This window comes from Limimaricola pyoseonensis (assembly GCF_900102015.1).
GTDB lineage: Bacteria > Pseudomonadota > Alphaproteobacteria > Rhodobacterales > Rhodobacteraceae > Limimaricola > Limimaricola pyoseonensis.
The window spans coordinates 295284-321084 of sequence record NZ_FNAT01000004.1 but is presented as its reverse complement, the minus strand read 5'-3'; the positions used below and the strand labels follow the sequence as shown (position 1 = coordinate 321084).

General features: G+C 70.8%; 28 protein-coding genes and 1 tRNA gene. 19 read left to right on the top strand and 10 right to left on the bottom strand.

Annotation, left to right across the window (positions count from 1 at the left end; all coding sequences use genetic code 11):
* Positions 1 to 2 precede the first annotated feature (2 nt).
* Entirely contained in the window at positions 3 to 1115 is a 1113-nt protein-coding gene (locus tag BLT43_RS11350; RefSeq protein ID WP_090112909.1) for an aminodeoxychorismate synthase component I, read from the bottom strand.
* 178 nt (positions 1116 to 1293) lie between these two features.
* Here BLT43_RS11350 and carB point away from each other — a divergent pair, with 178 nt between their 5' ends.
* The 3 genes from carB (at position 1294) to BLT43_RS11335 (ending at position 5959) form a co-directional block, all read left to right on the top strand.
* The gene (carB, locus tag BLT43_RS11345) at positions 1294 to 4623 is read left to right on the top strand and encodes a carbamoyl-phosphate synthase large subunit (RefSeq protein WP_090112907.1); all 3330 of its coding nucleotides are present in this window, start codon (positions 1294 to 1296) and stop codon (positions 4621 to 4623) included.
* Positions 4624 to 4688: 65 nt separating this feature from the next.
* Entirely contained in the window at positions 4689 to 5273 is a 585-nt protein-coding gene (locus BLT43_RS11340; protein ID WP_165612594.1) for an HPF/RaiA family ribosome-associated protein, read from the top strand.
* 101 nt (positions 5274 to 5374) lie between these two features.
* Entirely contained in the window at positions 5375 to 5959 is a 585-nt protein-coding gene (locus tag BLT43_RS11335) for a thymidine kinase (RefSeq protein WP_090112903.1), read from the top strand.
* Positions 5960 to 5962: 3 nt separating this feature from the next.
* Here BLT43_RS11335 and BLT43_RS11330 read toward each other — a convergent pair whose 3' ends face one another.
* From BLT43_RS11330 to irr, 4 genes are all read right to left on the bottom strand, one after another.
* On the bottom strand, positions 5963 to 6925 hold the full coding sequence (locus BLT43_RS11330; protein WP_090112902.1) for a 2-hydroxyacid dehydrogenase: 963 nt from the start codon (positions 6923 to 6925) through the stop codon (positions 5963 to 5965).
* Complete coding sequence (locus BLT43_RS11325; protein WP_090112899.1) at positions 6922 to 7275, bottom strand: tRNA-binding protein; 354 nt, start codon at positions 7273 to 7275, stop codon at positions 6922 to 6924. The genes BLT43_RS11330 and BLT43_RS11325 overlap by 4 nt, the downstream gene beginning before the upstream one ends.
* The gene (gene proC / locus BLT43_RS11320) at positions 7268 to 8083 is read right to left on the bottom strand and encodes a pyrroline-5-carboxylate reductase (RefSeq protein WP_090112897.1); all 816 of its coding nucleotides are present in this window, start codon (positions 8081 to 8083) and stop codon (positions 7268 to 7270) included. The genes BLT43_RS11325 and proC overlap by 8 nt, the downstream gene beginning before the upstream one ends.
* A 106-nt stretch (positions 8084 to 8189) precedes the next feature.
* Positions 8190 to 8615, bottom strand: coding sequence for a Fur family transcriptional regulator Irr (gene irr / locus BLT43_RS11315; RefSeq protein ID WP_090112895.1), 426 nt, complete (start codon positions 8613 to 8615; stop codon positions 8190 to 8192).
* Positions 8616 to 8762: 147 nt separating this feature from the next.
* Here irr and fabA point away from each other — a divergent pair, with 147 nt between their 5' ends.
* The 4 genes from fabA to BLT43_RS11295 all read left to right on the top strand — a co-directional run bounded on the left by fabA (position 8763) and on the right by BLT43_RS11295 (position 11820).
* On the top strand, positions 8763 to 9272 hold the full coding sequence (gene fabA, locus BLT43_RS11310; RefSeq protein WP_090112893.1) for a bifunctional 3-hydroxydecanoyl-ACP dehydratase/trans-2-decenoyl-ACP isomerase: 510 nt from the start codon (positions 8763 to 8765) through the stop codon (positions 9270 to 9272).
* 20 nt (positions 9273 to 9292) lie between these two features.
* Entirely contained in the window at positions 9293 to 10522 is a 1230-nt protein-coding gene (gene fabB / locus BLT43_RS11305) for a beta-ketoacyl-ACP synthase I (RefSeq protein ID WP_090112891.1), read from the top strand.
* Between the two features lie 22 nt (positions 10523 to 10544).
* Positions 10545 to 11330, top strand: coding sequence for an enoyl-ACP reductase FabI (locus tag BLT43_RS11300; protein ID WP_090112889.1), 786 nt, complete (start codon positions 10545 to 10547; stop codon positions 11328 to 11330).
* 61 nt (positions 11331 to 11391) lie between these two features.
* Positions 11392 to 11820, top strand: coding sequence for a VOC family protein (locus tag BLT43_RS11295; protein WP_090112887.1), 429 nt, complete (start codon positions 11392 to 11394; stop codon positions 11818 to 11820).
* Here the strand turns inward: BLT43_RS11295 and BLT43_RS11290 are convergent.
* Both BLT43_RS11290 and BLT43_RS11285 read right to left on the bottom strand, forming a co-directional pair.
* The gene (locus BLT43_RS11290) at positions 11817 to 12140 is read right to left on the bottom strand and encodes a YnfA family protein (RefSeq protein WP_090112886.1); all 324 of its coding nucleotides are present in this window, start codon (positions 12138 to 12140) and stop codon (positions 11817 to 11819) included. The two genes, BLT43_RS11295 and BLT43_RS11290, sit on opposite strands and share 4 nt — an antisense overlap.
* 94 nt (positions 12141 to 12234) lie before the next feature.
* Positions 12235 to 12669, bottom strand: a complete 435-nt coding sequence (locus tag BLT43_RS11285) for an FKBP-type peptidyl-prolyl cis-trans isomerase (RefSeq protein WP_090112885.1) — start codon at positions 12667 to 12669, stop codon at positions 12235 to 12237.
* A 178-nt stretch (positions 12670 to 12847) separates the two neighbouring features.
* Here BLT43_RS11285 and BLT43_RS11280 point away from each other — a divergent pair, with 178 nt between their 5' ends.
* Genes BLT43_RS11280 through pcaD form a run of 4 tightly spaced genes read left to right on the top strand, consistent with a single transcriptional unit; the run spans position 12848 to position 16129 of the window.
* Entirely contained in the window at positions 12848 to 13522 is a 675-nt protein-coding gene (locus BLT43_RS11280; RefSeq protein WP_090112884.1) for a haloacid dehalogenase type II, read from the top strand.
* Positions 13522 to 14364, top strand: coding sequence for an alpha/beta fold hydrolase (locus BLT43_RS11275; RefSeq protein WP_090112883.1), 843 nt, complete (start codon positions 13522 to 13524; stop codon positions 14362 to 14364). Before BLT43_RS11280 ends, BLT43_RS11275 begins: the two co-directional genes overlap by 1 nt.
* Positions 14365 to 14372: 8 nt before the next feature.
* Complete coding sequence (locus BLT43_RS11270) at positions 14373 to 15335, top strand: threonine ammonia-lyase (protein WP_090113094.1); 963 nt, start codon at positions 14373 to 14375, stop codon at positions 15333 to 15335.
* The gene (gene pcaD / locus BLT43_RS11265) at positions 15332 to 16129 is read left to right on the top strand and encodes a 3-oxoadipate enol-lactonase (RefSeq protein WP_423222124.1); all 798 of its coding nucleotides are present in this window, start codon (positions 15332 to 15334) and stop codon (positions 16127 to 16129) included. Before BLT43_RS11270 ends, pcaD begins: the two co-directional genes overlap by 4 nt.
* A 19-nt stretch (positions 16130 to 16148) precedes the next feature.
* Here the strand turns inward: pcaD and BLT43_RS11260 are convergent, their stop codons facing one another.
* Positions 16149 to 16898: a hypothetical protein gene (locus BLT43_RS11260; protein WP_090112881.1), complete on the bottom strand. Its 750-nt coding sequence runs from the start codon at positions 16896 to 16898 to the stop codon at positions 16149 to 16151.
* A gap of 209 nt (positions 16899 to 17107) precedes the next feature.
* On the opposite strand from BLT43_RS11260, the gene BLT43_RS11255 reads away from it, so the two are divergent.
* Together BLT43_RS11255 and BLT43_RS11250 are read left to right on the top strand one after the other, a co-directional pair.
* Positions 17108 to 17326, top strand: a complete 219-nt coding sequence (locus BLT43_RS11255; RefSeq protein WP_090112880.1) for a hypothetical protein — start codon at positions 17108 to 17110, stop codon at positions 17324 to 17326.
* Between the two features lie 127 nt (positions 17327 to 17453).
* Positions 17454 to 18272 carry a polysaccharide pyruvyl transferase family protein gene (locus tag BLT43_RS11250; RefSeq protein ID WP_165612593.1) on the top strand — a complete coding sequence of 273 codons (819 nt, stop codon included), beginning with the start codon at positions 17454 to 17456 and terminating at the stop codon, positions 18270 to 18272.
* Between the two features lie 184 nt (positions 18273 to 18456).
* On the opposite strand, the gene BLT43_RS11245 is transcribed toward BLT43_RS11250, so the two are convergent.
* A tRNA-Arg gene (locus BLT43_RS11245) sits at positions 18457 to 18533 on the bottom strand.
* A 404-nt stretch (positions 18534 to 18937) separates the two neighbouring features.
* Here BLT43_RS11245 and BLT43_RS11240 point away from each other — a divergent pair.
* The 6 genes from BLT43_RS11240 to BLT43_RS11215 all read left to right on the top strand — a co-directional run bounded on the left by BLT43_RS11240 (position 18938) and on the right by BLT43_RS11215 (position 24814).
* A complete protein-coding gene (locus tag BLT43_RS11240; RefSeq protein WP_165612592.1) occupies positions 18938 to 19582 on the top strand; it encodes an ABC transporter permease in 645 nt (214 codons plus the stop codon).
* 90 nt (positions 19583 to 19672) lie between these two features.
* Positions 19673 to 20797, top strand: a complete 1125-nt coding sequence (locus tag BLT43_RS11235; RefSeq protein ID WP_090112877.1) for an ABC transporter ATP-binding protein — start codon at positions 19673 to 19675, stop codon at positions 20795 to 20797.
* Positions 20794 to 21540, top strand: coding sequence for an ABC transporter permease (locus tag BLT43_RS11230; protein WP_242652279.1), 747 nt, complete (start codon positions 20794 to 20796; stop codon positions 21538 to 21540). The genes BLT43_RS11235 and BLT43_RS11230 overlap by 4 nt, the downstream gene beginning before the upstream one ends.
* 47 nt (positions 21541 to 21587) lie before the next feature.
* Positions 21588 to 22472 (top strand): glycine betaine ABC transporter substrate-binding protein, encoded by an 885-nt coding sequence (locus tag BLT43_RS11225; RefSeq protein ID WP_090112875.1) that lies wholly within the window; start codon positions 21588 to 21590, stop codon positions 22470 to 22472.
* A gap of 54 nt (positions 22473 to 22526) precedes the next feature.
* Positions 22527 to 23405: a nitrilase-related carbon-nitrogen hydrolase gene (locus tag BLT43_RS11220; protein ID WP_090112873.1), complete on the top strand. Its 879-nt coding sequence runs from the start codon at positions 22527 to 22529 to the stop codon at positions 23403 to 23405.
* A gap of 62 nt (positions 23406 to 23467) precedes the next feature.
* Positions 23468 to 24814 carry an MmgE/PrpD family protein gene (locus BLT43_RS11215; protein WP_090112871.1) on the top strand — a complete coding sequence of 449 codons (1347 nt, stop codon included), beginning with the start codon at positions 23468 to 23470 and terminating at the stop codon, positions 24812 to 24814.
* 7 nt (positions 24815 to 24821) lie between these two features.
* Here the strand turns inward: BLT43_RS11215 and BLT43_RS11210 are convergent, their stop codons facing one another.
* The gene (locus tag BLT43_RS11210; protein WP_207497516.1) at positions 24822 to 25775 is read right to left on the bottom strand and encodes a GlxA family transcriptional regulator; all 954 of its coding nucleotides are present in this window, start codon (positions 25773 to 25775) and stop codon (positions 24822 to 24824) included.
* Positions 25776 to 25801: the final 26 nt, after the last annotated feature.

Sequence of the window (25801 nt, the reverse complement as noted above, 5' to 3'; positions counted from 1 at the left end):
GCTCAGTCGAGCATGCGGGCGAAGCGCGTCTTCCACAACGCCTCGTCCCATTCCGAGCCGGCCTCGCTGTCCCAGACGATGCCGCCGCCGACATTCAGCACCGCCCGGCCCTCCTCGACCATCAGCGTGCGGATCGCCACGTTGAACGACGACCGCCCGTCCGGCGCGGCCCAGCCGATCGCGCCGCAATAGGCCTCGCGCGGCCAGGGCTCCAGTTCGCGGATGATCTCCATCGCCCTGAGCTTCGGCGCGCCGGTGATCGAGCCGCAGGGAAACAGCGCCGCGAGGATCGCGCCCAGCCCCGCGCCGGGCCGCAGCCGCGCGGCCACCGTGCTGACCATCTGGTGCAGGCTGGCATAGGTCTCGACCGAGAACAGCTTCGGCACCGCGACGCTGCCCGGCACCGCGACCCGGCTCAGATCGTTCCTGAGCAGGTCGACGATCATCAGGTTCTCGGCCCGGTTCTTCTCGTCCGTGGCCAGGAAATCCCGGTGCGCCGCGTCCTCCTCGGGCGTGGCCCCGCGCGGCCGCGTGCCCTTCATCGGCCGAGTCTCGATCCGGCCTGCGGCATCGGTCTCGAAGAACAGCTCGGGCGAGCGCGACAGCAGCGCGGGCAGCCCCTCCTGCTCGACCAGCGCGCCATGCCCGACCGGCTGGCCCCTCGACAGCGCGGCAAAGAGAGCCTCGGGGCGGCCCGTGCACTCCGCGTCGAGCGGGAAGGTCAGGTTGGCCTGGTAGATGTCGCCCGCGCCGATATAGCCGCGCACGCGGGCCAGCGCGGCGGCGTGTTCGGCCTGCGTCCAGCGCGGGGCGAAATCCCCGAGGCTGGCCGGGCCGGGTTCTGGCGACCAGTCGGCGGGCCCCGCCGGGTAGACGCCGAAGCGCAGCAGCGGCAGCCGGCGCGTCTCGGGCAGGAGCGGCGCCAGCCGCCGCTCCAGCGCGTAGCCCAGCTCGTAGCTGGCATAGCCCGCGAGCCACGCGCCCTCGGCCCGCGCCGCCTCGAGCGCCATCAGCGCCGGCACGACACCCTCGGGCCGCCACGCCTCGATCAGCCGCTCGGGCGCCACGAATTGCGCGCCCCGCCCCGATGGACCCGTATCGAACCCGATCCGCATCTTGCCTCGCCGTTCTGCCCCTCCCCCGATACATCCGCAGCCCCGCGCGCGACAGGGGGGCCGCGCCGTGTTTCCCTAGGGGGACCGACAGGCCTTGCGTCGCACCGCCCCATCTCTATAACCGCGACGATTTGCGCGCCCGCCTCCCCTGGGCGCGCGACAGCAGCGCGAGGGTCCCATGCCGAAGAGAACCGATATCAACTCGATCATGATCATCGGCGCGGGGCCGATCATCATCGGTCAGGCCTGCGAGTTCGACTACTCCGGCGCCCAGGCCTGCAAGGCGCTCAAGGAAGAGGGCTACCGGGTCATCCTGGTGAACTCGAACCCCGCCACCATCATGACCGACCCCGGCCTCGCCGACGCCACCTATATCGAGCCGATCACCCCCGAGGTGGTCGCCAAGATCATCGAGAAGGAGCGCCCCGACGCGCTGCTGCCCACCATGGGCGGCCAGACCGGCCTCAACACCTCGCTGGCGCTCGCCGACATGGGCGTGCTCGAGAAGTTCGGCGTGCAGCTGATCGGCGCCAACCGCGAGGCGATCGAGATGGCCGAGGACCGGGCGCTGTTCCGCGAGGCGATGGACCGGATCGGGCTCGAGAACCCCAAGGCGACCATCGTCACCGCCCCCAAGGCCGAGAACGGCCGCCGCGACCTCGCCGCCGGCATGGCCCGCGCCATGGAGGCGCTGGAGGAGATCGGCCTGCCCGCCATCATCCGCCCCGCCTTCACGCTGGGCGGCACCGGCGGCGGCGTCGCCTACAACCGCGCCGAATACGAGCATTACTGCCGCTCGGGCATGGACGCCTCGCCGGTGGGCCAGATCCTGATCGACGAGAGCCTGCTGGGCTGGAAGGAATACGAGATGGAAGTCGTGCGCGACCGCGCCGACAACGCCATCATCGTCTGCTCGATCGAGAACGTCGACCCGATGGGCGTGCACACCGGTGATTCGATCACCGTCGCGCCGGCGCTGACCCTGACCGACCGCGAGTACCAGCACATGCGCAACGGCTCGATCGCCGTGCTGCGCGAGATCGGCGTCGAGACCGGCGGCTCGAACGTGCAATGGGCGATCAACCCCGATGACGGCCGCATGGTGGTGATCGAGATGAACCCGCGCGTCTCGCGCTCCTCGGCGCTGGCCTCCAAGGCGACCGGCTTCCCGATCGCCAAGATCGCCGCCAAGCTCGCCGTGGGCTACACGCTCGACGAGCTCGACAACGACATCACCAAGGTGACCCCGGCCTCCTTCGAGCCGACCATCGACTACGTCGTCACCAAGATCCCGCGCTTCGCCTTCGAGAAGTTCCCCGGCGCCGAGCCGCACCTGACCACCGCGATGAAATCGGTGGGCGAGGCGATGGCGATCGGCCGCTCCTTCCACGAATCGATGCAGAAGGCGCTGGCCTCGCTCGAGACCGGCCTGACCGGCTTCGACGAGATCGAGATCCCCGGCGCGCCCGACGAGGCCGCGCTGGTCAAGGCGCTGTCGAAGACCACCCCCGACCGGCTGCGGGTCATCGCCCAGGCGATGCGCCTCGGACTGACGAACGACCGCATCCAGGCGGTGACCAGCTTCGACCCGTGGTTCCTCGACCGCATCCGCGAGATCGTCGAGACCGAGAACGCGGTGCGCGAGGGCGGCCTGCCGACCGACGAGGCCGGGCTGCGCAAGCTCAAGATGATGGGCTTCACCGACGCCCGCCTCGCCACGCTCACCGGCCGCGAGGAAGACGAGATCCGCCGCGCCCGCCGCGATCTCGGCGTCACCGCCGTGTTCAAGCGGATCGACACCTGCGCCGCCGAGTTCGAGGCCCAGACACCCTACATGTACTCGACCTACGAGCACCCGGTGATGGGCGAGGTCGAGGACGAGGCGCGGCCCTCCGACCGCAAGAAGGTCGTCATCCTCGGCGGCGGCCCGAACCGGATCGGCCAGGGCATCGAGTTCGACTACTGCTGCTGCCACGCTTGCTTCGCGCTGTCGGATGCCGGCTACGAGACCATCATGGTCAACTGCAACCCCGAGACCGTCTCGACCGACTACGACACCTCGGACCGGCTCTACTTCGAGCCGCTGACCTTCGAGCACGTGATGGAGATCCTGCGGGTCGAGCAGGAGAACGGCACGCTGCACGGGGTGATCGTGCAGTTCGGCGGCCAGACCCCGCTCAAGCTCGCCAACGCGCTCGAGGCCGAAGGCATCCCGATCCTCGGCACCACCCCCGACGCGATCGACCTCGCCGAGGACCGCGAGCGGTTCCAGGACCTGGTCAACCGTCTGGGCCTGAAGCAGCCGAAGAACGGCATCGCCTTCACCGACGAGCAGGCGCTCGAGATCGCCGACGAGATCGGCTTCCCGCTGGTGATCCGCCCCTCCTACGTGCTGGGCGGCCGCGCCATGGAGATCGTCCGCGACATGGACCATCTCAAGCGCTACATCCGCAACGCCGTGGTGGTCTCGGGCAAGAACCCGGTGCTGCTCGACAGCTACCTCTCGGGCGCGACCGAGGTCGATGTCGACGCGCTCTGCGACGGCGAGACCGTGCATGTCGCGGGCATCATGCAGCACATCGAGGAAGCGGGCGTCCATTCCGGCGACAGCGCCTGCTGCCTGCCGCCGCATTCGCTCACCGAGGAGATCCAGTCCGAGATCCGCCGCCAGGCGCAGTCGCTCGCCAAGGCGCTGGGCGTGGTCGGCCTGATGAACGTGCAGTTCGCGGTCAAGGATGACGAGGTCTACCTGATCGAGGTCAACCCGCGCGCCTCGCGCACCGTGCCCTTCGTCGCCAAGGCGACCGACAGCGCCATCGCCTCGATCGCCGCGCGGCTGATGGCGGGCGAGAAGCTCTCCGCCTTCCCGTTCCGCCCGGCCTACGAGAACGTCGACTACGACACCCCCCTGCCCTATGCCGACCCGATGACGCTGGCGGACCCGAACATGCCGTGGTTCTCGGTCAAGGAGGCGGTGCTGCCCTTCGCCCGCTTCCCCGGCGTCGACACCATCCTCGGGCCGGAGATGCGCTCGACCGGCGAGGTGATGGGCTGGGACCGCAGCTTCGCGCTCGCCTTCCTCAAGGCGCAGATGGGCGCGGGCTCCGACCTGCCGCGCGAGGGCCGCGTGTTCCTGTCGATCCGCGACGCCGACAAGACCCCGGCCATGGCCGAGGCGGCGCGCATCGTGGTCGATCTCGGCCTGTCGATCATGGCGACCCGCGGCACCCGCGCCTGGCTCGAGGAGAACGGCATCGAGGCCGAGCTGGTGAATAAGCTCTACGAGGGCGGCCTCACCATCGTCGACCGGCTGAAGGACGGCCACGTCGCGCTGGTGATGAACACCACCGAGGGCGCGCAGGCGATCGAGGACAGCCGCGACATCCGCTCGGCGGCGCTCTACGCCAAGATCCCCTACTTCACCACCGCCGCCGCCGCGCAGGCCGCGGCGCAGGCGATGAAGGCCCGGGTCGAGGGCGAGGTCGGCGTGAGGTCGCTGCAGGCCTGACGCCGTCCGGAACGGCCGATCCATCCATGCGTTTCTCCGGCGTACATGAACGAACGGAGAGACGCATGGACACCCCCCTCGAGATCGCCTTCCACAACATGCAAAGCTCCGACGGGCTCGAACAGCGCATCCGCACCCGCGCCGCCAAGCTGGAGCGGTTCCACGACCACATCACCAGCTGCCACGTCGTGGTCGAGGTGCCGCACAAGAGCCAAGGCGGCCACAAGGGCTACCACGTGCGGATCGAGTGCCGCGTGCCGGGCAAGGAGCTGGTGGTCAGCCAGGACCCCGGCCAAGGCGACAAGCACGACCCCTACGCGGCCGTGAACGACGCCTTCTACGCGATGGAACGCCGCCTCGAACACGCCGCCCAGAAGAAGCAGGGCGAGGTGAAGGCCCATGACGGCCCGCCGCAGGGCCGGGTGCGGCAGCTCTTCTCGGAATACGGCTTCATCGAGACGCTGGATGGCCGCGACATCTGGTTCCACAAGGCCAGCGTGATCGAGGACGGCTTCGAGAAGCTCGAGAAGGACATGCCGGTCGAGCTGTCGATCGTCGATGACGGACCGAACGGCATGGGCCCGCAGGCCACCTCGGTCCGCCCGATCGGCCGGATGCAGATGAACGGCGAGGTGCCCTCGCACGCCTGACCGAAATTCCTTCGAAGGAATTTGCAAGAGTTTTGGAAAACTCTTGCTGACCACGGGCGGCGCGTTGTCACGACGCGCCGCCCTTTGTATGTGCTCGGCCCATGGCCAAGCTCTACTTCAACTACTCCACCATGAACGCCGGCAAGTCGACGGTGCTTTTGCAGGCGGCGCACAACTACGCCGAGCGGGGCATGCAGACCTACCTGCTCACCGCGCGCTTCGACAACCGCTCCGGCGAGGGCTTCATCAAGAGCCGCATCGGCATCGGGTCTGCGGCCGATACCTTCGACGCGGGCGACGACCTGTTCGAGAAGATCAGGCACAGGCTCGAGACGCCCTGCGCCTGCGTCTTCGTCGACGAGGCGCAGTTCCTCTCGCCCGATCAGGTCTGGCAGCTGGCCCGCGCGGTCGACGACCTGCGCGTGCCGGTGATGTGCTACGGCCTCAGGGTGGATTTCCTCGGCCACCTCTTCCCCGGCTCGGCGACGCTTCTGGCGCTCGCCGACGAGATGCGCGAGGTCCGCACCATCTGCCATTGCGGCCGCAAGGCCACCATGGTGGTGCGCAAGGATGCCGAGGGCCGCGTCGCCATGGCCGGCGACCAGGTCGAGATCGGCGGCAACGACCGCTACGTCTCGCTCTGCCGCAAGCATTTTCGCGAGGCGATCGGCGACCGCCCCGCCTGAGGATCAGTTGACCAGCTGCGGCAGCGCGCCGCCGCGCGCCCAGGCGATGGCGTTGTCGAGCGCCATCCGCCCCATCGCCTCGCGCACCTCGAGCGCCGCCGTGCCGAGATGCGGCAGCAGCACCGCGTTGTCGAGCGCGCGCAGCCGCTCGGGCACCTGCGGCTCGTTCTCGTAGACGTCGAGCCCGGCGCCGCCGATCCGGCCCGCCTCCAGCGCCTCGATCAGCGCCTCTTCGTCGACCACGTCGCCGCGGGCGATGTTGATCAACACCCCCTCGGGCTTCATCGCGGCGATCATCTCGCGGCTGATCAGGTGCCGGGTCTCGGGCGTCGCCGGCACGGTCACCACCACGAAATCGGCCGAGCCCATCAGCTCCTCGAGGTCGCCCACCTGCATCACCGGCAGCGGCACCGCCTTGGGCGAGCGGTTGTGGTAGAGCACCTGCATGTCGAAGCCGAGCGCGCAGCGCTTGGCCACCGCCTGCCCGATCCGGCCCATGCCGACGATGCCCACCGTCTTGCCGGTGACGTGCCGCCCCAGCATCTGCGTCGGCGCCCAGCCGGACCATTCGCCCGCCCGCACCAGCCGCTCGCCCTCGCCCGCGCGGCGCGCGGTGGCCAGAAGCAGCGTCATGCCGATATCGGCGGTGGCATCCGTCACCGTGTCGGGCGTGTTCGACACCGCGACGCCGGCGGCGCGCGCCGCCTGCGTGTCGATGTGGTTGTAGCCCACCCCGAAATTGGCGAGCACGCCGCAACGGATTTCGCCCGCCTCTTCGAAGGCCTTCGCGGTGAACCGGTCGCCCAGCGTGCACAGGATCGCGTCGTAGCTCTGCAATGCCTCGGCCGCCTCGGCCTCGGTCAGGCCGCGGTCGGCGTCGCGGAAGGTGGCGTCGAAGCTGCGCGCGCAGGCGTCGAGCACCGATTGCGGCAGCGGCCGCGTCACCAGAAGCGTCTTGCGGGTCATGACAGCCGCCCTCCCGCGGGCACGGGCTGGTCGGGTCCGACCAGCACGATGCCGCCGCTTTCGTCCGGCAGGCCCAGAACCAGCACCTCGGAGACGAACTTGCCGATCTGGCGCGGCGGGAAGTTCACCACCGCCAGCACCTGCCGCCCGACCAGCAGCTCGGGGTCGTAATGCGCGGTGATCTGCGCCGAGGAGCGCTTCTCACCGATCTCCGGGCCGAAATCGACCCAGAGCTTGATCGCGGGCTTCCGCGCCTCCGGGTAGGGCTCCGCGCGGGTCACCTTGCCCGCGCGGATGTCCACCTTGGCGAAGTCGTCGAAGACGATCTCCGGGGTCCGCGCCTCACCCATTCGCAAGCTCGCGCGAGCGGTCGGCGGCGGCCTTGAGCGCCCGGCTCAGAAGCACCGGGAAGCCGTCCGTCTCGTTCATCAGCACGTCGAGCGCGGCCTGCGTGGTGCCGTTGGGCGAGGTCACGTTCTCGCGCAGCGTGCCCGGATGCTGGTCCGAGCCGTCCGCCAGCGCGCCCGCGCCCGCCACGGTGGCGGTGGCGAGCTGCAGCGCCAGCTCGGGCGAAAGCCCCTGCTCCTCGCCGGCCTTGGCCATCGTCTCGATCAGGTGGAACACGTAGGCCGGGCCCGAGCCCGACACGGCGGTGACGCCGTCCATCTGCTCCTCGCGCTCCAGCCGCACGACCTGCCCCACCGCCTTCAGCAGCGCCTCGGCGAGGTCGACCTGCTCGGCCGTGGCGTGGTCGTTGCCGATGATCGCGGTGATGCCGCGGCCGATCGCCGAGGGGGTGTTGGGCATGGCGCGCACGATCGGGGTCTTCTCGCCCAGAGCCTTCTCGAAGGTGGCGATCGGCGTGCCGGCGGCGACCGAGACGAACAGCGTCGTGCCGTTGCCCTTGGCCTGCATCGAGGGCAGCGCGTCGCCCATCATCTGCGGCTTGACCGCCACCAGCACGATCGCCGGGTCCTCGGGCAACTCCTCGTTGAGCCGGATGCCCTGGTCCTGCAACCAGTCCGAGGGCTTGGGGTCGAGCACGGTCACCGACTGCCGCGGCAGCCCGCCCTCGAGCCAGCCCGCCAGCATCGCCGAGCCCATCTTGCCGCATCCCAGAAGCACCAGACCGCGGCGCGCTACGTCATCCATGTTCATGGAGCATCCTCCTTGCGTTTGCGCGCGAGGCTAGGCCCGGCGGCGCGAGGCTGCAAGCAGATGACCCCGGGGCCGCCTTGCGCGGCCGGTGGCGGGCGGCGGGCGCTTAGCGGCGGCGCAGGCGGATCACCACGTCGACCTTGGCGATCTCCGCGCCCTCGGGCGCGTCGGGCAGCCGCGAGATCTCCAGCTGTTCGGCCGGGGCGTCGGACAGCCGCGCCTCGTCCTCCCAGTAGAAATGCGGGTGATCCGACATGTCGGTGTCGAAGTAGCTCTTCGAGCCGTCAACCGTGATCTCGCGCATCAGCCCCGCGGCGCAGAAGGCCGAGAGCGTGTTGTAGACCGTGGCGAGCGACACCTTGTGCCCGGCCTTGGAGGCCGCCTCGAACAGGCTCTCGGCGGTCACGTGCCGGTTGTGCCCGTCGCCCACCAGCAGTGCCGCGAGCGCGAGCCGCTGCCGCGTCGGGCGCAGCCCGGCGGTGGCCAGCCAGTCGGCGCCGCGGCGGGCGGGTGTGGTGTGGGCATTCGTCATGACAGGCCAGATATGGCGCAGATCGCGCCGGAATTCAACGTTTCGCGCGGATCCCGGCAGCGTACCGCGCGCCCGCCGCCCTTGCCCTTCCGCGCGAGCGGGTGATACAGCCTCGGGAAAGCGAAACCGCAAACATCACGGGGCCCCATGGCAGAGTATCCGACCCAGTTCGACAAGGACGCGCTCCTGAAATGCGCGCGCGGTGAACTGTTCGGCCCGGGCAACGCGCAGCTTCCCGAGCCGCCGATGCTGATGATGGACCGGATCACCGACATCTCCGGCGACGGCGGCGCGCATGGCAAAGGCCATGTCGTGGCCGAGTTCGACATCAAGCCCGACCTGTGGTTCTTCGAGTGCCACTTCCCGGGCAACCCGATCATGCCCGGCTGCCTCGGCCTCGACGGGCTGTGGCAGCTGACCGGCTTCAACCTCGGCTGGCGCGGCTGGCAGGGCCGCGGCTACGCGCTGGGCGTCGGCGAGGTGAAGCTGACCGGCATGGTCCGCCCGGACCGCAAGCTGCTGACCTACCACGTCGATTTCACCAAGGCCGTGCAGACCCGCCGGCTGACCATGGGCGTCGCCGACGGCCGGGTCGAGGCCGATGGCGAGGTCATCTACCAGGTCAAGGACATGAAGGTCGCTCTCTCCGAGAGCTGAACCACAAGGAAGGAGGCGCCATGCGTCGCGTCGTCGTCACCGGCCTCGGGGTCGTCTCGCCCATCGGCAACACCGCGCAGGAGGTCGACGCCGCCCTGCGCGCCGGCCGCTCGGGCATCGAGGCCTCCGAGGAAATGGCCGAATACGGCTTCCGCAGCCGCGTCGCCGGCACGCTGAAGCTCGACCCCAAGGAGCATATCGACAAGCGCACGCTGCGCTTCATGGGCCCCGGCGCGGCCTATGCCTACCTGTCGATGAGCCAGGCGATCGCCGATGCCGGCCTCGAGGAGGCCGACATCTCGAACGAGCGTTCGGGCCTGATCGCGGGCTCCGGCGGTCCTTCGACCTCGAACCTGTTCTCGGCGCACCAGACCGTGCTGAAATCCGGCAGCCCCAAGCGGATCGGCCCGCTCATGGTGCCGCGCGGCATGTCCTCGACGGTCTCGGCGAACCTCGCCACCGCCTACAGGATCAAGGGCATCAACTACTCGATCACCTCGGCCTGCTCGACCTCGCTGCACTGCATCGGCGCGGCCGCCGAGCAGATCATGATGGGCAAGCAGGACCTGATGTTCGCCGGCGGCGGCGAGGAGCTCGACTGGACGCTGTCGTGCCTGTTCGACGCGATGGGCGCGATGTCCTCGAAGTTCAACGACACCCCCGAGAAGGCCAGCCGCGCCTTCGACCGCGACCGCGACGGCTTCGTGATCGCCGGCGGCGGCGGCATGGTGGTGCTCGAGGATCTCGACCGGGCGCTGGCGCGCGGCGCCAAGATCTACGCCGAGGTGACCGGCTTCGCCGCGACCTCGGACGGCCACGACATGGTCGCGCCCTCGGGCGAAGGCGGCGAGCGGGCGATGCGGCTGGCGCTGAACACCCTGCCCGAGGGCCGCAAGGTCGACTACATCAACGCGCATGGCACCTCGACGCCCGTGGGCGATGTCGGCGAGGTCGAGGCGGTGCGCCGCGTCTTCGGCGAGGGCCAGACCCCGCCGATCTCCTCGACCAAGTCGATGACCGGCCACAGCCAGGGCGCCACCGGCGCGCAGGAGGCGATCTACTGCCTGCTGATGCTCAAGGGCGACTACATCGCGCCCTCGATCAACGTGGAGAACCTCGCCGAGGGCATCCACGAGGGCGAGATCGCGACCGAGCTGCGCGAGAATGCCGGGCTCGACACGGTGATGACCAACAGCTTCGGCTTCGGCGGCACCAACGGCTCGATGCTGCTGTCGCGCTACCACGGCTGAGCAACAAGGCGGAGACGGTGACATGATGTCGATGGTGGGCAAGCGCGGTCTGGTGATGGGCGTGGCGAACGACCGTTCGATCGCCTGGGGGATCGCCAAGGCGCTGCACGGCGCGGGCGCCGAGCTGGCCTTCTCCTATCAGGGCGAGACCTTCGGGCGGCGCGTCGCGCCGCTGGTGGCGCAGCTCGATTCGGACTTCCTGCTCGATGTCGACGTCACCGACGACGCCTCGCTCGACGCGGCCTTCAAGAAGATCGAGGACCGCTGGGGCCGGCTCGACTTCCTCGTCCACGCCATCGCCTATTCCAACAAGGACGAGCTGGCCGGCCGCTTCATCAACACCTCGCGCGAGAACTTCCGCAACTCGCTCACCATCTCCTGCTACTCGCTGATCGACGTGGCGCGCCGCGCCCATCCGCTGATGAGCGCGGGCGGCTCGATCGTCACCCTGACCTACCAGGGCTCGAACAAGGTGACGCCGTTCTACAACGTGATGGGCGTCGCCAAGGCGGCGCTCGAGGCCTCCGTGCGCTACCTCGCCAACGATCTCGGCCCCGAGGGCATCCGCGTCAACGCGGTCTCGCCCGGCCCGATGAAGACGCTGGCGGGCGCGGCGATCGGCGGCGCGCGCAAGACCTTCAAGCACACCGACGCCAACGCGCCGATGCGCGCCAACGCCACGCTCGAGGCGGTCGGCGGCACCGCGCTCTACCTCTGCTCGGACGCGGCCGCCTGCACCACCGGCGAGATCGTGCATGTCGATGGCGGCTACCACGTGCTCGGCATGCCCCAGAGCGAGAATCTCTGAGACGACTCGCCCGGCGACGGTCTAGCTTCGGGGCACCTGTTCCCCGTTGCGAGGTTTCGCCATGTCACAGCCCGTCTACGTCAACCTGCCGGTCGAGAGCGCCGCGCGCGCCCGCGCCTTCTACGAGGGCCTCGGCTTCTCGGTGGTGGCGCAGTTCTCCGGCGATCACACCGCCTGCATGCGCGTCACCGACGGCGTCTGCCTGATGCTGCTCGACCGCGACACCTTCGCGGGCTTCTCGCCCGGCCCCGTCGCCGACCCGCGCGAGGCCACCGGCGTGCTGGTGGCGATCCCGCGCGACAGCCGCGCGGCGGTCGATGCCATCGTCGAGGCCGCGCTCGCGCATGGCGGCTCCGACACCGGCAAGAAGGTCGAGCATGGCGACTTCATGTATGGCCGCACCATCCGCGACCCCGACGGCAACGTGCTCGAGACCGGCTGGATGGACATGGAGAAGATGCAGGCCGCGATGGCCGCGCAAAAGGGCTAGCCGCGCGGTCCCCACAGGATCAGCGCCGCGCCCAGCAGGCAGACCAGCCCCCCGGCCGCGTCGAACCGGTCGGGGCGCTGCCCCTCCACGACCCACAGCCAGCCCAGCGACGCCGCGATGTAGACCCCGCCATAGGCCGCGAAGGCGCGCCCCGCGAAGGCGGCGGGGCTGAGCGCGAGCAGGCCCGCGAAGCCCGCCAGCGCCGCGGCGCCGGGCGCCAGCCACCAGGCCGAGGCCCCGGCCCGCCACCACGCCCAGACCGCGAAGCAGCCGGCGATCTCGAACAGGGCCGCGGTGAGGTAGACGATCAGGGCAGGCATGGCCCCCTCCTAGGCCATCGGGCGGCCGTGTTCACATGAAAAAGGCCCCGGCAGCGGGTGCTGCCGGGGCCTTTTCCGAAAAGGCTGTCGCGGCTCAGGCCGGGTCGACGCCCACGAGCTCGACCTTGAAGGTTAGGTCCTGACCGGCCAGCGGGTGGTTCGCGTCGAGCGTCACCTGCTCGGCATCGGCCTCGATCACGGTGACCGGCACGACCTGGCCCTGCGGGGTCTGCATCTGCAGGCGGGTGCCCGGATCGGTCGGGATGTTGTCGGGGATCGAGTCGCGCGGCACCGACTGGCGGGCGTTCGGGTCGGGCTGGCCGTAGGCGTTCTCGCAGGCCACCTCGACGGTCTTGGTCTCGCCGACTTCCATGCCGGGCATCGCCTGGTCGAGGCCGGGGATGATCTGGCCCGAGCCGACCTGGAACTCGAGCGGCTCGCGGCCTTCGCTCGAATCGAAGGTCTGGCCGTCGTTCAGAGTGCCGGTGTAGTGGATGCGCACGGTGTCGCCCTGCTTGACTTGCGTCATGAGCTTCTCCTTGTTCGGTCGATCTGGCGGGTGAATGGCTGGAGGCCGCGGCTGGCGGGTGCTCCTCGTGTTCGACCCCTAGGTAGGGACTGGCCCCGCGCTTCGCAACCCGATCGCCCCCGAAAGCCTTTCCCCTAGGCGCGGGGCATGTCAGCCTCGCATCCAGAGGGGGAATTGCATGACCATCAGCACAATCGTCTTCGACGCCTACGGCACCCTGTTCGACGTGAACGGCGCGGCCCGCATGGCGGCGCGGGAGTCGGGCGACGCCTTCGCCCGCGGCTGGGAGAAGCTCTCGGCCGACTGGCGCGACCGGCAGCTGCACTACACCTGGCTGCGCGCGATCACCGGCCAGCACGTCGATTTCGGCCATGTCACCGCCGACGCGCTGACCTGGGCGATGGAGGCCAACGGCATCGACGACCCGAACCTGCGCGCCCGGCTGCTCGCGCTCTATGACGAGCTGCCCGCCTACCCGGAGGTGCGCGAGGTGCTCTCGGCGCTGAAGGACAAGGGCCACAAGGTGGCGATCCTGTCGAACGGCACGCCCGGGATGCTCGAAAAGGCGGTCGGATCGGCCGGCATCGGCAAGCATCTCGACGCGGTGCTCTCGGTGGAGGAGGTCGGCGTCTACAAGCCCGACGCGCGGGTCTACGACCTCGTCGGACAGCGCTTCGGCTGCGACAAGGAAGAGGTGCTCTTCGTCACCTCGAACTTCTGGGACGCCGCCGGCGCCACCGGCTACGGCTTCATCACCGCCTGGGTGAACCGCGACGGCGCGGCGCGCGATCGGCTGTGGTCGCGCCCGACGCATGCGCTGCCGAACCTGACCGGCATCGTGGATCTCGCCTGATGCCGGCCTTCGACAGCGAGGACGGGCTCAGGCTGCATTACCACGACGAGGGAGAGGGCCTGCCGGTGCTCTGCCTCGCCGGGCTGACCCGCAACGCCGCCGATTTCGACCATGTCGCGCCGCATCTTTCCGGCGTGCGGCTGATCCGGCCCGATTATCGCGGCCGGGGCCGCTCGGATCACGGCGACCCGGCAAGCTACACCGTCGCGCAGGAGGCGCGCGACGCGCTGCGCCTGCTCGACCATCTGGGGATCGCGCGGGCCGCGATCCTCGGCACCTCGCGCGGCGGGCTGATCGCCATGGTGATCGCCACCACCGCGAAGGAGCGGCTCACGGGCGTCGCGCTCAACGACATCGGCCCCGAGATCGCGCCCGAAGGGCTTAAGGTGATCGAGGGCTATCTCGGCCGCCGCCCGGCGCAGAAGACCTTTGACGAGGCCGCCCGTTTCCGCGCCGAAAGCTGGACCGGCTTCGAAGGCGTCCCGCATGAGCGCTGGCTCGCGGAGGTGCGCGGCCATTACGAGGAGACGCCCGAAGGGCTCGAGCTGCGCTACGACCCGCGGTTGCGCGAGGCGGTGCTGGGCGGCGCGGTGCAGCCCGCCCCCGACCTCTGGCCGCTCTTCGACGCGCTCGCGGGGCTGCCGCTGGCGCTGATCCGCGGCGCGAACTCCGAGCTGCTCTCGCCCGCCACCGCCGCCGAGATGCGCCGCCGCCGCCCCGACATGGCCTTCGCGGAGGTGCCGGGCCGCGGCCACGTCCCCTTCCTTGACGAGGCCGAGGCGCTGGGCGCATTGAACGACTGGCTGGCGCGCTGCCGCGCCCGGGAGGGAGAGACGACTTGAACATCGAGATGATCCGCGCCGCGCGCGAGCGCATCGGCACCAACCTGCGGCGCACGCCGCTCCTGTCGAACCCGGCGCTCGACGCCATCGCCGGGCGGCGGGTGCTCCTGAAGGCCGAATGCCTGCAGGTCACCGGCAGCTTCAAGGCGCGCGGCGGCTGGTCGGCGGTCTCGGCGATCCCCGAAGACACCCGCCGGCGCGGCGTCATCGCCTTTTCCTCGGGCAACCACGCGCAGGGCGTGGCCCATGCCGCGAAGATGCACGGCGTGCCGGCGGTGATCCTGATGCCCAAGGACGCGCCCAGGGCCAAGGTCGACAACACCCGCGCGCTGGGGGCCGAGGTGGTGCTGTTCGACCGCGAGACCGACGACCGCGACGCGCTCGGCGCGGCCCTGGCCGAGGAGCGCGGCCTGACCCTGATCAAGCCCTTCGACGAGCCGCAGGTGATCGCCGGTCAGGGCACCACCGGTCTCGAGATCGCCGAGCAGGCGGCAGAGGCGGGCGTGCGCGAGGCCGAGGTGCTGGTCTGCTGCGGCGGCGGCGGCCTGACCTCCGGCATCGCCATGGCGCTCGAGGCCGAGGCCCCGATGATGCGCGCGCGCACGGTCGAGCCCGAGGGCTTCGACGACGTGAAGCGCAGCCTCGAAACCGGCGAGATCCGCCGCAACGACCGGCTGGGCGGCTCGATCTGCGACGCCATCGTCACGCCGCAGCCGGGCGATCTCACTTTCCCGATCATGCACCGCCTCTGCGGCCCCGGCCTCGCCGTCTCCGACGAGGAGGCGATGCGCGCCATGGCGCTGGCCTTCCGCCACCTGCGCGTGGTGATCGAGCCGGGCGGCGCGGTCGCGCTCGCCGCCGCGCTGTTCCGCCCCGAGGCGATCTCGGGCAGCGCGGTGATCGCGGTCGCCTCGGGCGGCAATGTCGATGCCGCGCTCTATGCCGACGCGCTGGAGCGCTTCGCGTCATGAGGCGCATGGTCGAGGCCCGCGACGGCACCCGCCTCGCCACCCGGATCGCGGGGCCTGAGAACGGCCCCGCGCTGGTGCTGGCCCATGCACTCGGCACCGACATGACGCTCTGGGACGAGGCGATCCCGCTTCTGCCCGAGGGGCTGCGCGTGCTGCGCTGGGACATGCGCGGCCATGGCGGCTCCGACGTGCCGGCCGCCCCCTACGCCATGGGCACGCTGGTCTCGGACGCCGAGGCGGTGATCGAGGCGCACGACCTGCGCGAGGTGGTCTTCGCGGGCATCTCGCTCGGCGGCATGGTGGCGCAGGCGCTGGCGGTGAAGCGGCTCGACCTCGTGCGCGCGCTGGTGCTGTCGAACACCGCGGCCAAGATCGGCACGCCCAAGCTCTGGGACGAGCGCATCGCCGCCGTGCGCCAGAGCGGGCTGGCGCCGCAGGCCGACGCGGTGATCGAGCGCTGGTTCGGGCCGAGATCGCGCATGGGCCCCGCCGCCGCCCGCGCCCGCCGCGTGCTCACCGGCACCGATGTCGAGGGCTATGCCGGCTGCTGCGCCGCCGTCTCGGGCACCGATCTCTACACGCCGGTCTCGGGGCTGAGGCTGCCGCTGCTGGGCCTCGCCGGCTCCGAGGACCGCTCCACCCCGCCCGATCTCGTGCGCGAGACGATCGACCTGGTGCCCGGCTCGCGCTTCGAGATCGTCCGCCGCGCCGGCCACCTGCCGCCGCTGGAGCGGCCCGCCGACTGGGCCGCCCCGGTCTCGGAGTTCCTGCGCGCCATCGGCCACACGGGCTGAGGCGCGCAGGCGGGGGTCTTCAGAAGCCCGGCACCACGTCGAACAGGCTGCGGTTGCCGAAGCTGGTGCCCGAGCGCAGGCCGAAGCCGATCGTCGCGCCGACCGAGATGAAGGTCTCGTCCTCGCCGAAGGCGTCGTCGTCGCTCTCGACCCGGCCGATCTCGCCCCACAGGTCGAAGCCCTCGTCGAAGGCGTAGCCGCCGCCCAGCGCGGCGCGCAGCAGGTGCCCCTCGCGCGCCGAATCGGCAAAGCCCAGCTCGCCATGCGCGGCGATGCGCGGCGCGACCTCCATCCGCCCCGACAGGCCGGCCACGGTGATCTCGCCGATCTCGCCGTCATGCCGGGCGAGATAGGCCTCGACCTCGCCGCCGTAGAAGTAGGTCTCGCCCTCGATGCCGTAGATCGTGGCGTCGCCCTCCTCGTAGCCGTCGCGCCCGGCGAACAGGCCCACCGTCGCGCCGCCGAGGTCGTAAAGGCCGTGCACCGTGGCGTTGGTGCCGTCCGAGCCGAAGCCCATGAAGCCGTAGGAGGCGAGGTCGATCTGCGCCCCGAAGCCGGCGCCGACATCGAACTGCAGCCCGCCCGAATAGGTGGTGAAGCCCAGCTCCGCCGCCTCGACGAAGGCCGCCGTCTCGATCTCGAGCCGGCCGCCCGCAAGCTGCTGCGCCTGCGCCGCGCCCGCCAGCCCAGACAGGACAGCCAGCGCCGCCGCCCATCCGATCGTCCGCGTGATCTTGCCCGTGTTCTTGCCCGTGTTCTTGCCCGTCATCTCACTGTCCCCGGTCTGCCGCCATGGTGTTCGTTCGATCTCTACACCGGCCCGCGGCGTCGCCACAGCCCGATTCTGCGCCATGCGCGCGGTCGTGGCCCGCGCGCTGCGGCCTTGCCGGGCCACGGCGACGCCATACCTATGAGACAGCGGGGGACCGATGGGCCAAGCCGGCCCGGCGCGCCCCCGGGCGATCCGAAGGACCAAGCATGAACGCCCTTGAAGCGACTCTCGCCAATCTCGAGAAGCGCGGCCTGTCACGCCGGCTCTCCCATCCCGACCTGCCCGCCGCCCCGCGCCCCGAAAGCAAGGGCGACCTCACGACCCGCGCCGCCCGCGCCATCATCGACGCCGAGGCCGAGCTGCGCCGCGCCAAGACCGCGGCCCTGCGCGCCGCCCGCCTCGACCGCGGCAAGCCGGAGGGCTGAGCCCCCGCCCGTCCCGGCCCCGCATCCCGGGGCCGGGACGAACGGCGTTTCCTCCCACCGAGACCTTCTCCCGCCGCGCCGGGTCTGTCATGACGGCCCGCGACGGATCCGCCCGGGAGACATGCGCATGGCGAAGGACATCGGCCTGTTCTGGTACAGGCGGCCCGACCACCGGCCGAATTTCGGCGACGACCTGTCGCCGCTGGTGCTCGAGCTGGCCACCGGCCGCGGCGTCCGCCACGCCGCGCTCGGCCGCTGCGAGGCGATGGGCATCGGCAGCATCCTGCAGATCGCGGCCAAGGGCCCGGCCCGGCTCGCGCTCGGGCTGCGCCGGCTGGCCGGGCGGCCGGTCGCGGTCTGGGGCTCGGGTCTGGTGAAGCCGCGCACCCTGCCCCGCGCCGGGTTCGACCTTCTGGCCCTGCGCGGTCCGCTCACGGCCGAGGCCTTGGGCTCGGTGCCCGGCGTGCCGACCGGCGATCCGGGCCTGCTCGCCCGGCGGATGGCCGGCACCGGCGCCAGGCGCCACGACATCGGCGTGGTCGCGCATTACGTCGACAAGGACCGGCCCGAGCTGCGCGAACTGGCCGCCCTGCCCGGCGTCGCGCTGATCGATGTCGAGGCGCCCCCGCGCGAGGTGATCGACCGCATCAACGGCTGCCGCAGCATCGTCTCGAGCAGCCTGCACGGGCTGATCGTCGCCGACGCACTGCAGATCCCCTGCCTGCGCGTCCGCTTCTCCGACCGCATCGTCGGCGGCGACTTCAAGTACCGCGACTACTGCCTCGGCGCCGGGCGCCCGGAGTTCGAGGCCGCGCCCCGGCCCGATCCGGCGGCGCTCCACGCCCGCGCCCGGTCGATGACCGAGGCGGCGCCCGCCCTGTCCGAGGCGGCGGTCGAGCGCCTCTGCGACCGGCTGGTCGCGGCGGCCCGCGCCCGATTCGGCTGAGACGGGCACCCCGGAAGGGCATCGGCACGACGCCGGTTCAGCCTCAAGGGAGCAACCGTCCGCCGGGGACATGCTCTGTCGCCTCGTCGCGGTCTCCGGGCGGAGCCGATCCGCAGCCGGTGTGACGGCGCGCGATGGAGGCCGCCTTCCGGGCGGCATGGTGACGGCAGGGCTGGCGAGGAAATGGCGATCCCAGGAGGACTCGAACCCCCAACCTGCCGATTAGAAGTCGGCTGCTCTATCCAGTTGAGCTATGGGACCGTCCGGCCCGTGACGGGCAGGTCGCAGGGCCGACTCGAACCGGCGCGACGCTGCGGGAACCGGCCTTCGAAATCAAGGTCTTGCCCGAAGCTTCACGCGGCCTCTGCCGGGCCCCGACCGGGGTTGTAGGCGATAACGCGCGAAGTTCGAAGTGGCGATCGGGCGAAAACCGCGCGCCGCGCGCGAAAAATCCGCCCGGGGGCCACGCGGCGGCCCCTCGGGGCCGGCCCGCGGCAGGCCCGGCGCCGCCGCTCCGGCCCCGCCCGCCGCAGCGTCAATCTGGTCGGTTTCATGATATCGGGTGGCGTTCCTTTGATGCTCCGCGACCCCCGCCTCCTGTAGATTGCCGCCATGCCGTCGCAAAGGGGATGCGGGCGGCATCACGCAAAACAGGGGGGAGCGGGATGGAGCTGATCTGGTTCGCGGTCGGCAACAGGGACGCGATTGCCGGCATGGCGCTCGAACACATCACGATCGTGGGTGTCGCCGTCGGGCTCGCGATCCTGACGGGCGTGCCGCTGGGCATCGCGATCACCCAGAACCGGCGCATCGCCGACGTCGTGCTCTACGCCGCCTCGATCATCGTCACGGTACCCTCGATCGCGCTGTTCGGCCTGATGATCCCGATCCTGTCGACCATCGGCCACGGCATCGGCTGGCTGCCGGCGGTGATCGCGATCCTGCTCTATTCGCAGCTGCCGATCGTGCGCAACACCTACACCGCCATCACCAATGTCGACCCGGCGCTGCGCGAGGCGGCGCGCGGCATGGGCATGACGCCGCTGCAGCGCATGTGGCGGGTCGAGCTGCCGATCGCCGTGCCGGTGATCATGGCCGGCGTGCGCACCGCGGTGGTGATGAACATCGGCGTCGCCGCCATCGCCGCCTATATCGGCGCCGGTGGCCTCGGCGTGCTGATCTCGCGCGGCATCAGCCAGACCGATCCGCGCCAGCTGATCATCGGCGCGCTCGCCGTGTCGCTGCTGGCGATCGTCGCCGACCGGGCGCTCTACCGGGTCCAGAAACTGCTGACACCCGCCGGGCTCTGATCCGCCGGCCCGGGCGCGCCGCGCCCGGCCGCCCCACTCACCGACCGCGCCCGCGCGCCGCCGCACCGCAATCCAGGGGGAACCTCCACGATGATACAGCTTGAAGACCTCACCAAGACCTTCGGCGCCGCGAACCGGCTCGTGGTGGCCGCCGACCGGATCAACATGACGGTCCCCAGCGGCGAGATCTGCGTGCTGCTCGGGCCCTCGGGCTGCGGCAAGACCACGACGCTGAAGATGGTCAACCGGCTGGTCCGCCCGACCAGCGGCCGCATCCTGATCAACGGCGAGGACACCTCCGGGCTCGACGACATCGCGCTGCGCCGGCAGATCGGCTACGTGATCCAGCAGATCGGCCTGTTTCCCAACATGACGGTCGAGGAGAACATCTGCGTGGTGCCGCGCATGCTGGGCTGGGACGCCGGGCGCGCCAAGGCCCGCGCCGCCGAGCTGATCGACCTCGTCGGGCTCGACCCGCACCAGTTCCTGCGCCGCTATCCCAAGGAGCTTTCGGGCGGCCAGCAGCAGCGGATCGGCGTGATCCGCGCGCTCGCCGCCGACCCGCCGGTGATGCTGATGGACGAGCCGTTCGGCGCGATCGACCCGATCAACCGGGAGATCATCCAGAACGAGTTCCTGAAGATGCAGGCCGAGCTGAAGAAGACCATCATGTTCGTCAGCCACGACATCGACGAGGCGGTCAAGATGGCCGACAAGATCGCCATCTTCCGCGGCGGCCGGATCGAGCAGTACGACACGCCGGACCGGATCCTCGCCCGCCCCGCCAACGACTTCGTCGCCAATTTCGTCGGCGCCGACCGCACGCTGAAGCGGCTGCGGCTGATCGATGCGCGGCAGGTCGCGCAGGACGCCCCGGCGCTTCCGGCCGAGACCGCCCCGCAGGAGGCCGCGCGCCTGGCGCTGGCCGCGGGCGCGCCGGTGGTGGTGGTGGTCGACGCCGCGCGGCGCCCCGTGGGCTACGTGCCGGCCGAGGCGCTGGCCGGCGCGCGCGGCACGCTGTCGGGGCTGGCGCAACCGATGCCGGTGACGATGCCCGCGCAATGCGACCTGCGCGCCGTCGTCTCCGAGATGTTCACGCATGACATGAGGTGGCTGGCCTGCACCGACGCGGAAGGCCGCTTCGCCGGGATCGTCACGCAGCGCGCCGTGACCGCGGCCCTGTCGGAGGCGGCCCCCGCCGTGGCCGCCCAATGACCCGCGCGGTGGCGATGGCCACGGCCTCGGGCCTCGGGGCGCAGGTCGCGTGGCGCCTGTTGGCGCTGGCCGCGGTCGTGGCGCTGGTCCTTTGGACCGGCCTCGACGAGCAGATCAGCCCCTACTGGGAGGACATCCTCTACCTGACGCGGCAGCATGTGGTTCTGGTGGCGGCCTCTGGCGGCGCGGCGATCCTCGCCGGCATCCCGATCGGGGTCTGGCTGTCGCGCCCCGGCATGGCGCGCCATGCCGAGACGGTGATGCAGGTCTTCAACATCGGCACCACGATCCCGACGCTCGCGGTCATCGCCCTGTCGATGACGCTTCTGGGCATCGGCTTCGCGCCCGCCTTCTTCGGGCTGTTCGTCGCCTCGCTGCTGCCGATCGTGCGCAACACCTATACCGGCCTGCTCGCCGTGCCGGCCCATCTCAAGGAGGCGGCCACCGGCATGGGCATGACGCCGCGCCAGATCCTGTGGCGGGTCGAGCTGCCCAACGCGCTCTACGTCATCTTCTCGGGCGTGCGCACCGCGCTCGCCATCAATGTCGGCACAACGCCGCTCGCCTTCCTGATCGGCGGCGGCGGCTTGGGCGAGCTGATCTTCACCGGCATCGACCTGATGGACACCGGCATGCTGCTGGCCGGCGCCGTCCCCACCGCCATGCTCGCCGTGCTCGTCGATTTCGCGATGGCGCAGGCCCAGCTCACCCTCGTTCCCAAGGGCGTGAACCCGCTGCGCTGAGCGCCGCCCTGACAAGACCAACAGCCAGATCAACAGGAGGAGTCCCAATGTTCCACCCCGTCAAGCGCACCCTCGCCAGCCTCGCGCTGATCGCGGCGGCCGCCACCGCCCAGGCCGACGAGATCGTCGTCGGCGGCAAGAACTTCACCGAACAGCAGCTGATGGCCTCGATCACCGAGCAGCTGCTCGAGGCCAACGGCTTCGAGGTCGACAACCGCGCCGGCATGGGCTCGGCGGTGGTGCGCCAGGCCATGGAGAGCGGCCAGGTCGACGTCTACTGGGAATACACCGGCACCTCGCTCATCACCTACAACAAGATCGAGGAGCGCCTCGACGCCGCCGCCACCTACGAGCGGGTCAAGGAACTCGACGCCGAGAAGGGCATCGTCTGGCTCGACGCCTCGCAGGCCAACAACACCTACGGTCTCGCGATGCGGGCCGAGGACGCGCAGGCGCGCGGCATCGCCACCCTGTCCGACCTCGCCGCCAAGGTGAACGCGGGCGAGACCATCACCTTCGGCTCGAACGCCGAGTTCTACGCCCGGCCCGACGGGCTGAAGCCGCTCGAGGCGGCCTATGCCTTCGAGTTCGGCCGCGCCAACGTCAAGCGGATGGACTCGGGCCTGGTGTTCCAGGCGCTGCGCGACGCGCAGGTCGATGTCGGCCTGGTCTTCGCCACCGACGGCCGCATCCCGGCCTTCGACTTCGTGGTGCTGCAGGACGACCAGGCCTACTTCCCCGCCTACGCCCTGGCCCCGGTGGTGCGCGACGAGATCCTCGCCGCCCATCCCGAGATCGGCGAGCTGATGAACGCGGTCGCCGCCAAGCTCGACGACGCGGTGATGGCGCAGCTCAACGCGCGGGTCGATGTCGAGCAGGTCTCGATCGAGAACGTCGCGGCCGACTTCCTGAAGGAAAGCGGCCTCATCTAGGCCCGACCCGGCGGGGCGGTGCGCCGCCCCGCCACCCAATCCACGAGGTGATCCATGTCCCATCGCAAGCTCAAGGTCGGCGCCGCCCAGTTCGCCAGCGAGATCGGCGATGTCGACGCCAACATCGACCGGCATCTCGACTGGATCGCCCGCGGCCGCGCCGCCGGGCTCGACCTTCTGGTCATGCCCGAGCTGTCGCTCACCGGCCATTACGGCCCCGAAAAGCTGCTGACCGCGGCGATGAAGCGCAGCGACCCGCGACTTCTGCAACTGGCCGAGGCGGCCGGCGAGATGGCGGTGACGGTCGGCTTCATCGAGGAAGGCGCGGCGGCGCAGTTCTACAACACCGCCGCGATGCTGCGCGGCGGCCGGCTCGTGCACATGCACCGCAAGGTCAACCTGCCCAATTACGGCAAGCTCGAGGAAGGCAAGCACTACGCCACCGGGCGCTTCGTCGAGACCCACAACCTCGACGACGACTGGTGCGCCGGGCTGCTGATCTGCGCCGACCTGTGGAACCCCGCCCTCACCCATCTCGCCTTCCTGCACGGCGCGACGCTGATGATCGGCCCGGTCAGCTCGGGCGTCGAGGCGGTCGGCATCGACTTCGACAACCCCGGCGGCTGGGCGCTGACCATGCGCTTCTACTCGATGATGTACGCCGCGCCGACGATCATGGTGAACCGCACCGGCACCGAGCGCGACCTGACCTTCTGGGGCGGCTCGCGCATCCTCGATCCGTTCGGCCGCGAGCTGGCGGTCGCCGGCACCGGCGAGGAGCTGATCACCGCGACGCTCGACTTCGACGAGGTGCGCCGCGCCCGGCACATGCTGCCCACGGTGCGCGACAGCAACATGGCGCTGGTGCTGCGCGAGACCACCCGCCTGTTCGAGAAGATCGGCGTCCCCGACATCGTCCGCACCGATCCCTGACCCCTTTTCCCCCGGCCCCGCCCCGACCCCGCAACAGCCTGCCCAAGAGAAGGCCCGACCCGATGGCTCGACCCGTCACCGACTTCATCCACGACCTGCACTGGGACGAGCTGCCGCCCGAGGTCCGCGAGTTCGCGCGCCGCTGGCTGCTCGACCTCGCGGGCGTCGCCGCGGCGGCCACCGGCACCGCGCTGTCGCGGATCGTCCGGGCCCATGCCGCCGCGCAGTTCGGCGCCGGCGGCGCCGCGGCGCGGATGCTGTTCGACGGGCGCGGCGTCAGCCCGGCCGGGGCGGCGCTGGCCGGAGGCATGACCATCGACGCGCTCGACGCGCATGACGGCCACAAGCTGACCAAGGGCCATGTCGGCTGCGGCGTGCTGCCCGCGCTGCTCGCGGTGAGCGACGCGGCGCCTTGCGGCGCGCCCGACGGGGCGGAGTTCCTGACGGCGCTGGTGCTCGGCTACGAGATCGGCACCCGCGCCGGCATCGCGCTGCACCGGACGGCCTGCGACTACCACACCTCCGGGGCCTGGGTCGCGGTCGCGGCCGCGGCGCTCGGGGCGCGCGGGCTCGGGCTCGACGCCGCGCGCACCCACGAGGCTCTGGGCATCGCCGAGTATCACGGGCCGCGCAGCCAGATGATGCGCTGCATCGACCACCCCACCATGGTCAAGGACGGCTCGGGCTGGGGCGCCATGGCCGGCCTTTCGGCCGCCTATCTCGCCGCCGACGGCTTCACCGGCGCGCCGGCGCTCTTGGTCACGGGCGCGGAGGTCGCGCCGCTCTGGGCCGATCTCGGCCAGCGCTGGTGCCTGTTCGAGCAGTACTACAAGCCCTACCCGGTCTGCCGCTGGGCCCAGCCCTCGGTGCAGGCGACGCGGACGCTGCGCGAGCGGCACGCCCTCGCGCCCGACGCGATCGAGAGCATCGAGATCGGCACCTTCCACCAGGCGATCCGGCTCGCGGTGCGCCATCCGAAGACCACGGAGGAGGCGCAGTACTCCACCGCCTACCCCGTCGCCGCCATGCTGGTGCGCGGCCGCGTCGGCCCGCAGGAGGTGGCGCCCGAGGCGCTGGACGACGCCGCCATCAACCGCATGGCGGACCGGATCGTCTTCACCGAGAGCGAGGCCTTCAACGCCGCCTTCCCCGCCCGCCGCTTCGCCGAGGTGACGATCGTCCTGAAGGACGGCCGCCGCCTGCGCTCGGGCCCGACCGAGGCCAGCGGCGACCCCGAGGCCCCCGCGCCGATGGACGAGGTCCGCGCCAAATTCCACGCCTATGCCGACCCGGTGCTGGGCCGCGACCGGGCCGACGCCATCGAGGCCGAGATCGACGCGCTCGGGCCCGATCGCGACATGGCGGCGCTGTTCGGGCTGATCCTGTCGCCGGTCTCCCCCGGCCCCTAGCCCCGCCTCACTTCAGGCGCCGCTCCTCGCCGGGGCTGCGCCCGAAGGCGCGGCGGTAGCTGCTGCCCAGATGCGAGGGCGAGGCGAAGCCGCAGCGCATCGCGATCGAGGCCAGCGACTCGGTGCTTTCCTTCAGAAGCCGCTGCGCCTCCTTCAGCCGCACCGAGACGTAGAAGCGCTGCGGCGCCATGTCGAAATGCTGGTGCCAGAGCCGCTCCATGTGGCGCTGCGACAGGTGGCAGCGGGCGGCGATCTCCTGGATCTCGAGCGGCGTCTCGAGATGCTCCTCCATCAGCAGGATCGCCGCGTTCACCCGCTTGTCGGCGATGCCGTAGCGCCACTGGATCTGCATGCGCTGCGTCTCCTGCGGCTGCCGGATCCGGCCATGCAGGAACTGCTCGGCGATGTCGGCGGCGAGCTGGCCGTCGCAATCCTCCGACACCTGCTCGAGCATCAGGTCCATCGCCGCCGTGCCGCCCGCGCAGGTCCAGCGGTTGCGATCGCGTACGTAGATCTCGCGGCAGACCTGGATCGTGGGGAACTCCTCGGAGAACTCGCGCAGGCTTTCCCAGTGCAGCGTGCAGCGATGGCCCGAAAGCACGCCGGCGCGCGCCAGCATGAAGCTGCCATTGCTGAGCGCGCCCAGCGTCACGCCCGACACCGCCAGCCGCTTGAGATAGCGCACCACCTCGGCGTCGCGCATCCCGGCGATGTTGAGCGAGGCCACCACGAAGAGCCGGTCGAGCGCCGGCGCCTGCGCCACGGCGGTGGTGTCGAGCATGAAGCCGCTGCTGGAGCTGACCGGCCCGCCCGACGAGGACAGCAGCGTCCAGTCGTAGCAGGCCTCGCCGCGCAGCCGATTGGCCGCCCGCAGCGGCTCGCTCGCCGAGGCGAGCGCCATCATCGAGAACTCGGGAAAGACCAGAAAGCCGATCCGCGTCGGCGCCGCCGTCGATGACACGCGTGATCCCGGCATGCACAAGCCCG

Excerpts from the sequence above, each read along its gene's own strand:
- BLT43_RS11350 (WP_090112909.1), bottom strand. The coding sequence starts at position 1,115 with ATGCGGATCGGGTTCGATACGGGTCCATCGGGGCGGGGCGCGCAATTC.
- carB (WP_090112907.1), top strand. The coding sequence starts at position 1,294 with ATGCCGAAGAGAACCGATATCAACTCGATCATGATCATCGGCGCGGGG.
- BLT43_RS11340 (WP_165612594.1), top strand. The coding sequence starts at position 4,689 with ATGGACACCCCCCTCGAGATCGCCTTCCACAACATGCAAAGCTCCGAC.
- BLT43_RS11335 (WP_090112903.1), top strand. The coding sequence starts at position 5,375 with ATGGCCAAGCTCTACTTCAACTACTCCACCATGAACGCCGGCAAGTCG.
- BLT43_RS11330 (WP_090112902.1), bottom strand. The coding sequence starts at position 6,925 with ATGACCCGCAAGACGCTTCTGGTGACGCGGCCGCTGCCGCAATCGGTG.
- BLT43_RS11325 (WP_090112899.1), bottom strand. The coding sequence starts at position 7,275 with ATGGGTGAGGCGCGGACCCCGGAGATCGTCTTCGACGACTTCGCCAAG.
- proC (WP_090112897.1), bottom strand. The coding sequence starts at position 8,083 with ATGAACATGGATGACGTAGCGCGCCGCGGTCTGGTGCTTCTGGGATGC.
- irr (WP_090112895.1), bottom strand. The coding sequence starts at position 8,615 with ATGACGAATGCCCACACCACACCCGCCCGCCGCGGCGCCGACTGGCTG.
- fabA (WP_090112893.1), top strand. The coding sequence starts at position 8,763 with ATGGCAGAGTATCCGACCCAGTTCGACAAGGACGCGCTCCTGAAATGC.
- fabB (WP_090112891.1), top strand. The coding sequence starts at position 9,293 with ATGCGTCGCGTCGTCGTCACCGGCCTCGGGGTCGTCTCGCCCATCGGC.
- BLT43_RS11300 (WP_090112889.1), top strand. The coding sequence starts at position 10,545 with ATGATGTCGATGGTGGGCAAGCGCGGTCTGGTGATGGGCGTGGCGAAC.
- BLT43_RS11295 (WP_090112887.1), top strand. The coding sequence starts at position 11,392 with ATGTCACAGCCCGTCTACGTCAACCTGCCGGTCGAGAGCGCCGCGCGC.
- BLT43_RS11290 (WP_090112886.1), bottom strand. The coding sequence starts at position 12,140 with ATGCCTGCCCTGATCGTCTACCTCACCGCGGCCCTGTTCGAGATCGCC.
- BLT43_RS11285 (WP_090112885.1), bottom strand. The coding sequence starts at position 12,669 with ATGACGCAAGTCAAGCAGGGCGACACCGTGCGCATCCACTACACCGGC.
- BLT43_RS11280 (WP_090112884.1), top strand. The coding sequence starts at position 12,848 with ATGACCATCAGCACAATCGTCTTCGACGCCTACGGCACCCTGTTCGAC.
- BLT43_RS11275 (WP_090112883.1), top strand. The coding sequence starts at position 13,522 with ATGCCGGCCTTCGACAGCGAGGACGGGCTCAGGCTGCATTACCACGAC.
- BLT43_RS11270 (WP_090113094.1), top strand. The coding sequence starts at position 14,373 with ATGATCCGCGCCGCGCGCGAGCGCATCGGCACCAACCTGCGGCGCACG.
- pcaD (WP_423222124.1), top strand. The coding sequence starts at position 15,332 with ATGAGGCGCATGGTCGAGGCCCGCGACGGCACCCGCCTCGCCACCCGG.
- BLT43_RS11260 (WP_090112881.1), bottom strand. The coding sequence starts at position 16,898 with ATGACGGGCAAGAACACGGGCAAGAACACGGGCAAGATCACGCGGACG.
- BLT43_RS11255 (WP_090112880.1), top strand. The coding sequence starts at position 17,108 with ATGAACGCCCTTGAAGCGACTCTCGCCAATCTCGAGAAGCGCGGCCTG.
- BLT43_RS11250 (WP_165612593.1), top strand. The coding sequence starts at position 17,454 with ATGGCGAAGGACATCGGCCTGTTCTGGTACAGGCGGCCCGACCACCGG.
- BLT43_RS11240 (WP_165612592.1), top strand. The coding sequence starts at position 18,938 with ATGGAGCTGATCTGGTTCGCGGTCGGCAACAGGGACGCGATTGCCGGC.
- BLT43_RS11235 (WP_090112877.1), top strand. The coding sequence starts at position 19,673 with ATGATACAGCTTGAAGACCTCACCAAGACCTTCGGCGCCGCGAACCGG.
- BLT43_RS11230 (WP_242652279.1), top strand. The coding sequence starts at position 20,794 with ATGACCCGCGCGGTGGCGATGGCCACGGCCTCGGGCCTCGGGGCGCAG.
- BLT43_RS11225 (WP_090112875.1), top strand. The coding sequence starts at position 21,588 with ATGTTCCACCCCGTCAAGCGCACCCTCGCCAGCCTCGCGCTGATCGCG.
- BLT43_RS11220 (WP_090112873.1), top strand. The coding sequence starts at position 22,527 with ATGTCCCATCGCAAGCTCAAGGTCGGCGCCGCCCAGTTCGCCAGCGAG.
- BLT43_RS11215 (WP_090112871.1), top strand. The coding sequence starts at position 23,468 with ATGGCTCGACCCGTCACCGACTTCATCCACGACCTGCACTGGGACGAG.